This is a genomic window from Burkholderia sp. Se-20378 (genome assembly GCF_017104665.1).
Classification (GTDB): domain Bacteria; phylum Pseudomonadota; class Gammaproteobacteria; order Burkholderiales; family Burkholderiaceae; genus Burkholderia; species Burkholderia lata.
The window spans coordinates 1-7,119 of record NZ_JAAGPG010000440.1; the positions used below are offsets into that span (position 1 = coordinate 1).

Consider the following 7,119-nt stretch of genomic DNA (forward strand, 5'->3'; position numbering starts at 1 on the left):
TACCTGGCGGCCGACCTGTCGGTGCCCGCGCTGGCCGAGCGCGTGCGCATGAGCGAGCGCAGCTTCGTGCGCCACTACCGCGCCGAAACCGGCCGCACGCCGGCGCGCGCGGTCGAACAGATCCGCGTCGAGGCCGCGCAGCGCCTGCTCGGCGAAACCGCATGGCCGGTCAAGCGGATCGCCGCACGTTGCGGCTTCGGGTCCGAGGAAACGCTGCGGCGCTGTTTCGTGCGAGTGCTGGGCGTGTCACCGCAGGGGTATCGCGAGCGATTCGTGCGGTAACGCACGGCGTGCGGCTGTTGTGATCGGGGCCGGAACGATTGCTGCTTTGGACTGAACGCAAATCGATCGTTTTCCAGTCCGAAACGCTGAAACTATTCAGGATCGGAGAACAATGGGTGGGGGCTTGTGCCGAGCCCGTCGTGCGCTCTATTCTGTTCCGTTGGCGATTCGAAGGGGGAGCAGCATGGACCGAATCCAGGCAATGGAAGTTTTTACCCGCGTGGTCGACGCGAACAGCTTCACGCGCGCGGCCGACACGCTCGCGATGCCGCGCGCGTCGGTGACGACCATCATCCAGAACCTCGAGGCGCTGCTCGGCGTGCGCCTGATGCACCGCACGACGCGCAGGCTGTCGCTGACGCAGGAAGGTGCGGCGTACTACGAGCATTGCATGAAGATCATCTCGGAGATCGCGGAGGCCGACGCGAGTTTCCAGACCGGCAACCGCAAGCCGAGCGGCGTGTTGCGCGTCCACATGCCAAGTTCGCTCGGGCGGCGCATCGTGCTGCCGTCGCTGTCGATTTTCCGGCAGCGCTACCCGGATATCACGCTTGAATTGGGCCTATCCGACCGCTACGTGGATCCGGTCGAGGAGGGCATCGACTGCATGATCCGGGTCGGGCCGCTCGAGGATTCGTCGATGGTCGCACGGCGGATCGGGATGCTGAAGCGCGTGACCTGCGCGTCGCCCGATTACCTCGCGCGTCACGGCGAGCCGCACGAGATTGCCGATCTCGCCGAGCATCATGCGGTGAATTATCGGTCGAGTCACGGCGCGCGCGCGATTCCGTGGGTGTTCATGATCGACGGCAAGCCGTTCGAGGTGCGGATGAACGGGGGCGTCACGGTCAACGATTCGGATGCCTATGTGACGTGCGGGCTCGAAGGGTTCGGGATGATCCAGCCGACGCTGTTCATGGTGCTGGAGAACCTGCTCGACGGCTCGCTGGTCGAGGTGCTGCCGGACTGCAATCCTAAGCCGAAGCCGATTTCGATCGTCTATCCGCACAACCGGCATCTGTCGCAGAAGGTGCGCGTGTTCGCCGACTGGATCGCGGAGGTGTTCGAGTCGACGCCGTCGCTGGAAGGTGGGGAGAACTGGCGCGGGCGGGTGGGGGCGCAGGCGGAGAAGGTGCAGCAAGGGGCGGTGGCGGCGTGACGTGCTGCATGGCGTGCGACGGGCACGCCGTGCGAGCATGCGCGTGCGCGTCGATGCACGAACAAGCGGCGATCGCGATGCGGCCGGGTATCGATGCGCACGCGCATCGTGCCCGGCCGGACATGCCCGCCGGAGTGTCGCAATGACACGAACGGTCTGGCGTTTGGTCGATGTTTCGATTTCGTCGACATATCTTCCGCACGACGATCCTGCAGGAAACGGTTGAACTCCTGACAACCCCGACAGTTATCTTTTGATCGACTGATTCGTTAAATTCGCGCGGCGGCTTTCCGCGTCTCGAGGAGAGCCGTGGGAGGGATGACCGCGGCCAGAAGAACGACTCACGATCCCCGGGGGAACCATGTCGAAGTCAATGACGATCATTCGACGCCTGGCGTGCCTGACCAGCGCGCTGGCGCTCGGTGCGTGCTCGAGCGACTGCAGCAACCTGCTTTCCGGCAGTCATTCAACGGCGTGCAATCTTGCGTGGGGCGCAGCGATTGTGGCCGTCGCGCCTGTTGCGTTGGTGTCCAGCGCAATCGACGATCACCGGCAAAATGCGCGCGAAGAGGAAACCTGGAGGCGGTGGAAGGCGGGCGATCCGCCGGTCGTTGCGCGATGCGTGGTCAATTGTCAGTTGCCGTTGCGCGTGACTCAGTCCGACTCGGGTGAGTACAGGCAGCTCTTCGCGCGCAGTCTCGATCAGATTATCGGGTGGTGGGGCGAGCACCCGACGCCCGGCCAGCTTCCGATCGTGGCCGTGGCCTACCAATACAAGGGGCAGCGCCTGATGGAGTCGGATCCGGCTGCGGCTGAAGCCTATCTGCGCAAGGCGGCCGTCATGGTGGCCGAGCCGGAAATGGCCGAAGGCCTCGAATCGGACTATTTTCCGGTGGGCGTGGTATCGAACAACAAGGGGTACTACGAGAAGGCGGCACAGGAGATTCAGGAAAGCCTGATGATCCTGCGCTTCAGGAAGAATGGAGCGAGCGCCGATGATTTCAGGTGTCAGCCCATTGCGGCATGGCCACCGAGTTACCCGGTGAAACTGGATGACGCCTGCCGTCACGCGTACCACGGCCTTTACGATCCTGAGTACAAGAAGATTTCCTATACGTATCAGCGAATCGACAGCGTTTATGAGCCGGTTCGGTCGAAATAGTGCGCTCGGGTTCCTCGCAGGGTGGGGCAGGCGGTGTGTGTGATTGGCCGCGCGGATGGCGCCGGTCAGAACGGCAGTGTACCGATGCGCGGATTCAGGCACGCGTAGACGAGGCTGAAGGTGAGCAACGCGAACAGCAGCGACGTGACGATGCGGGCGACCGTGCGTGTGCGTTCGACCCGGATGAGGAGCGTGCCGCCGACGAGCATGAGTGCCACGCCGACGTAGAAGTTGTTGGCGAAATCACCGAGATTGTGTTCGACGAGGCTGTCCACGAAGCTCATGTAGTCGTAGCTCAGCAGGCGGTGCAACTGGTCTGGCGTCGACAGGTTGGCGAACGTGCCGGCGACGAACACGAGCCCGATCAGCGTGAACAGCGTGGCGACGACGATCGTGATGCGCCGCTTCATCGGTCAGGCCACGGTGTAGAACGCGTGGATCTGCGCGTTGGCGAGCACGATCAGCATGACGACGGCCCAGCCGAGCACGAACGCGAAGCGCCTGCGGCTGCGATGGGCGTCAAGTGCAAACAGCGCGGCCGTCGCGTTGAGTGCGGCCAGCGCCAGCACGTAGAAGCGGCTGGCGAACAGGTCCGCCTCGGGGATCGCGCGGTCGACGTGATTGATCCAGTGATAGGTGATCGGTTTGAGGGCGAGGCCTTCGCCGATCACGGCGGGGTCGAGCAGGCGGGAGAGCGTCGGCGCGCCGGCGCCGACATAGCAAAGCACGACGGCTGTGAGTGCGAGGGCGGCTGTGCGCCAAATCTTGTCGGGAGTGGTCGGGATCATCGGGCGACGTCGGCCAGTGTGCTGGACGGCGTCATTGTGCCTGCAGAGCGGGCCGGTGTTGCTGCCCGGCCGAGGTGGCGCGAAGGTCGGCGCGCGAAAGCGGAACCGGCGCATCGGAAGATACAAATGAAAAAGCCGCTGTTCCTTTCGAAACAGCGGCTCTCGCATTTGGTGGCGAATCAGGGATTCGAACCCCGGACCTGCGGATTATGATTCCGTCGCTCTAACCGACTGAGCTAATTCGCCGAAGAAATGAATTATGGAGAATGCTGGCCTGGCTGTCAACACCTTTTTTCATCGCCGGTGAAAAAGGTGCCGGCGGCCGGTGCCGGCCTCGTTGCGGACGGTCGCCGCGCACTGCCGGCAACTGTCCGCCCAGCCACGTCAATCCTGCGCGTAGATGTTCGAGTCCTTCGTCTCCTTGACGAACAGCAGGCCGATCACGAACGTGGCCAGCGCGATCACGATCGGATACCAGAGGCCCGAGTAGATGTCGCCCTTCGCCGCGACGATCGCGAACGCAGTGGCCGGCAGGAAGCCGCCGAACCAGCCGTTGCCGATGTGATAGGGCAGCGACATCGACGTGTAGCGGATCCGCGTCGGGAACATCTCGACCAGCATTGCCGCGATCGGGCCGTAGACCATCGTCACGTAGATCACGAGGATCGTCAGGATCACGATCGTCATCGGCCAGTTGAGCTGTGCCGGGTCCGCCTTCGCCGGGTAGCCGGCCGCCTTCAGTGTCGACGCGAGCGTCTTGTCGAACGCCGCGCCCTGCGCCTTCGCGTCGGCCGCCTTGCCTTCATAGGCCGGGACCACCGTGTCGCCGACCTTGATCTGGGCCGTCGCGCCAGCCGGTGCCGCGACGTTCTCGTAGTTCAGGCCGGCCTTCGCGAGCGCGCTCTTCGCGACGTCGCACGAGTTCGTGAACTTCGACGTGCCCACCGGGTTGAACTGGAACGAGCAGGCGGCCGGATCGGCGATGACCGTGATCGGCGCCTTCTGCGTCGCGAGTTCGAGCTGCGGGTTCGCGTAGTGCGTGAGCGCCTTGAACAGCGGGAAGTAGGTCAGCGCCGCGATCAGGCAGCCCGCGAGGATGATCGGCTTGCGACCGATCTTGTCCGACAGCGAACCGAAGAACAGGAAGAACGGCGTGCCGATCAGGAGCGCGATCGCGATCAGGATGTTTGCGCTCGCCCCGTCCACCTTCAGCGTCTGCGTGAGGAAGAACAGCGCGTAGAACTGGCCCGTGTACCACACGACGGCCTGGCCGGCGGTCAGGCCGACGAGCGCGAGGATCACGATCTTCAGGTTCTTCCATTGGCCGAACGCTTCGGTCAGCGGCGCCTTCGACGTCTTGCCTTCCGCCTTGATGCGCAGGAACACCGGCGATTCGTTCAGCTGCATCCGGATCCACACCGACACCGCGAGCAGCAGGATCGACGCGATGAACGGCACGCGCCAGCCCCAGTTGCCGAACGCTTCCTCACCGATGAGCGTGCGGATGCCGAGGATCACGAGCAGTGACAGGAACAGGCCCAGCGTCGCGGTCGTCTGGATCCACGCGGTATAGAAGCCGCGACGGTTGGCCGGCGCATGCTCGGCGACGTAGGTCGCCGCACCGCCGTACTCGCCGCCGAGCGCGAGGCCCTGCAACAGCCGCATCGCGATGAAGATCACGGGCGCGGCGATGCCGATCGACGCGTAGCCGGGCAGGAAGCCGACCACGAACGTCGAGAGGCCCATGATCACGATCGTCACGAGGAACGTGTGCTTGCGGCCGACGAGGTCGCCGAGGCGGCCGAACACGATCGCGCCGAACGGCCGCACCGCGAAGCCGGCGGCGAAGCCGAGCAGCGTGAAGATGAAGGCGGCGGTCGGATTGACACCGGAGAAGAAACTCTTGCTGATGTAGGCCGCGAGCGAGCCGGCCAGGTAAAAGTCGTACCACTCGAACACGGTGCCGAGCGACGACGCGAAGATCACCTTCTTCTCTTCGCCCGTCATCGGCGCGTGCGAAATTTGCCCGCCTAACGTTGCCATGAGTCGTCTCCAAGTCCCTTGATATAGATGTGCGGCCGCCTTGGGTGAGCGGGCCTGTCGAGGATTATTGGTACGGAAACTTACGGCCGACTGACTCGCGCGTGCAAAACGACTGCACGTTAACCCGCGCCGAATCGGTCATTTTGTTCGCTCATCGTGCTGCGAAGTGCTTTGAACTTCCGGTAAATTGGCGGTTTCGATGCAATCGAGGCGTGCTGCGGCGGTGCGGGTCAGGGTTAATCCGGGGCCGCTTCGGTCAGCGGCAGGCTGACACGCACGAGCGTGCCGACGAGGCGCGGCGCGTGCTGGTAGACGTGATCGTCGAGCGTCAGCGTGCCGCCGTGCTGCGTGGCGATCTCGCGCACGATCGCGAGCCCGAGGCCGCTGCCGTCGCCTTCGCGGCCAAGGATCCGGTAGAAGCGCTCGACGACGCGCTCGCGTTCGGCGGCCGGAATGCCCGGCCCGGTGTCCTCGACTTCGAGATGCACGCGCTGCGCCGCGGGCTCGGCGCGCACGCGCACCGTGATGCGGCCGCCGTCCGGCGTATAGCGGATCGCGTTGTCGATCAGGTTGCCGAGCATCTCGCGCAGCATCACCGGATTGCCGTCGACGTTGAGCGGCGTGTCGTCCGGCGGGCCTTCGTAGCCGAGATCCATCCGTTTCGCGAGCGCGGCCTGCACCCAGTCGCGCACCGCGCGCCGCGCGAGCGCGGCGATCTCGACCGGCTCGAACGTCAGCCCGCTCGCGCGGTTCTCGGCGCGCGCAAGCGCGAGCAACTGGGTGACGAGCCGCGCGGCCTGCTCGGAGCTCGTCGCGATCTGCTCGAGCGAGCGCTGCACGTCGGGCGGGACGGGGTGGCGCAGCGCGAACTCGGCCTGCGTGCGCAGGCCCGCGAGCGGTGTCTTCATCTGATGGGCGGCATCGGCGATGAAACGCTTCTGCAGCGCCATGTTCTGTTCGAGGCGAGCGAGCAGGTCGTTGAACGACGTGACGAGCGGCTCGATCTCGGGTGGCGCGCGCTGCGCCTCGACCGGCGACAGGTCGTCGGGCCGTCGCGCGCGGATGTGCGCCTGCAGTGCGTTGAGCGGCGCGAGCCCGCGCGACAGCCCGAACCAGACCAGCAGGATCGCGAGCGGCAGGATCACGAACTGCGGCAGGATCACGCCCTTGATGATGTCGTTCGCGAGTGCGTTGCGCTTGTCCAGCGTTTCGCCGACCTGCACGAGCACGGGCTGCGGGCTGCCCGACTGCGGCAGCGCGACCGTCGTATACGCGACGCGCACGTCGTTGCCGCGCAGCAGGTCGTCGCGAAACATGACGACGCCTGGCGGCGGGCGATCCTCGTCGCGCGGCAGCGGCATGTCGGCTTCGCCGGCGACCAGCTCGCCGCGCGTGCCGAGCACCTGGAAGTAAACACTGTCGACGTTGTCCGCGCGCAGGAAGTCGCGGGTCTGCTCCGACAGCGTCAGTTCGGCGACGCCGTTCACTGGATGGATCTGCCGCGCGAGCACGTACGCGTTGGTCTCGAGCGCGCGATCGAACGGGCCGTTCGCGATCGTCTTCGGCGAGTTCATCGATCTGGGCGGCCGCGCGATCGAGGTCGTCACGGGCAGCCACACCCCCGACCAGTACCGCGAATACGCGGACGTCGCACGCCGCTTCGGTTTCGAAGCGTCGCGCGGCTC

At 65.3% G+C, this 7,119-nt stretch carries 7 protein-coding genes, 1 tRNA gene and 1 pseudogene; 4 read left to right on the top strand and 5 right to left on the bottom strand.

Annotated features, from left to right (window positions below; all coding sequences use genetic code 11):
- From G3N93_RS30605 to G3N93_RS30615, 3 genes are all read left to right on the top strand, one after another.
- Window positions 1-282 (top strand): helix-turn-helix domain-containing protein (locus tag G3N93_RS30605; protein WP_206134626.1); only part of this gene is annotated, 282 nt, incomplete at its 5' end.
- Window positions 283-466: 184 nt separating this feature from the next.
- On the top strand, window positions 467-1,441 hold the full coding sequence (locus G3N93_RS30610) for a LysR family transcriptional regulator (RefSeq protein ID WP_206134627.1): 975 nt from the start codon (window positions 467-469) through the stop codon (window positions 1,439-1,441).
- 361 nt (window positions 1,442-1,802) lie between these two features.
- The gene (locus tag G3N93_RS30615) at window positions 1,803-2,603 is read left to right on the top strand and encodes a hypothetical protein (RefSeq protein WP_206134628.1); all 801 of its coding nucleotides are present in this window, start codon (window positions 1,803-1,805) and stop codon (window positions 2,601-2,603) included.
- A gap of 65 nt (window positions 2,604-2,668) precedes the next feature.
- Here the strand turns inward: G3N93_RS30615 and G3N93_RS30620 are convergent, their stop codons facing one another.
- The 5 genes from G3N93_RS30620 to G3N93_RS30640 all read right to left on the bottom strand — a co-directional run bounded on the left by G3N93_RS30620 (window position 2,669) and on the right by G3N93_RS30640 (window position 7,008).
- Window positions 2,669-3,013 carry a hypothetical protein gene (locus G3N93_RS30620; protein ID WP_174940334.1) on the bottom strand — a complete coding sequence of 115 codons (345 nt, stop codon included), beginning with the start codon at window positions 3,011-3,013 and terminating at the stop codon, window positions 2,669-2,671.
- A 3-nt stretch (window positions 3,014-3,016) separates the two neighbouring features.
- Window positions 3,017-3,391: a hypothetical protein gene (locus tag G3N93_RS30625; RefSeq protein WP_206134629.1), complete on the bottom strand. Its 375-nt coding sequence runs from the start codon at window positions 3,389-3,391 to the stop codon at window positions 3,017-3,019.
- A 169-nt stretch (window positions 3,392-3,560) separates the two neighbouring features.
- Window positions 3,561-3,637, bottom strand: a tRNA-Met gene (locus tag G3N93_RS30630).
- Window positions 3,638-3,775: 138 nt separating this feature from the next.
- Window positions 3,776-5,434 (bottom strand): MFS transporter, encoded by a 1,659-nt coding sequence (locus G3N93_RS30635; protein ID WP_174940338.1) that lies wholly within the window; start codon window positions 5,432-5,434, stop codon window positions 3,776-3,778.
- 236 nt (window positions 5,435-5,670) lie between these two features.
- Complete coding sequence (locus G3N93_RS30640; protein WP_206134630.1) at window positions 5,671-7,008, bottom strand: sensor histidine kinase; 1,338 nt, start codon at window positions 7,006-7,008, stop codon at window positions 5,671-5,673.
- Between G3N93_RS30640 and G3N93_RS30645 the strand changes: the two are divergent.
- Window positions 6,983-7,119 (top strand): annotated as a pseudogene (locus G3N93_RS30645) (PHP domain-containing protein); the annotation flags it as partial. The gene G3N93_RS30640 and the pseudogene G3N93_RS30645 sit on opposite strands and share 26 nt — an antisense overlap.

Excerpts from the sequence above, each read along its gene's own strand:
- G3N93_RS30610 (WP_206134627.1), top strand. The coding sequence starts at position 467 with ATGGACCGAATCCAGGCAATGGAAGTTTTTACCCGCGTGGTCGACGCG.
- G3N93_RS30615 (WP_206134628.1), top strand. The coding sequence starts at position 1,803 with ATGTCGAAGTCAATGACGATCATTCGACGCCTGGCGTGCCTGACCAGC.
- G3N93_RS30620 (WP_174940334.1), bottom strand. The coding sequence starts at position 3,013 with ATGAAGCGGCGCATCACGATCGTCGTCGCCACGCTGTTCACGCTGATC.
- G3N93_RS30625 (WP_206134629.1), bottom strand. The coding sequence starts at position 3,391 with ATGATCCCGACCACTCCCGACAAGATTTGGCGCACAGCCGCCCTCGCA.
- G3N93_RS30635 (WP_174940338.1), bottom strand. The coding sequence starts at position 5,434 with ATGGCAACGTTAGGCGGGCAAATTTCGCACGCGCCGATGACGGGCGAA.
- G3N93_RS30640 (WP_206134630.1), bottom strand. The coding sequence starts at position 7,008 with ATGAACTCGCCGAAGACGATCGCGAACGGCCCGTTCGATCGCGCGCTC.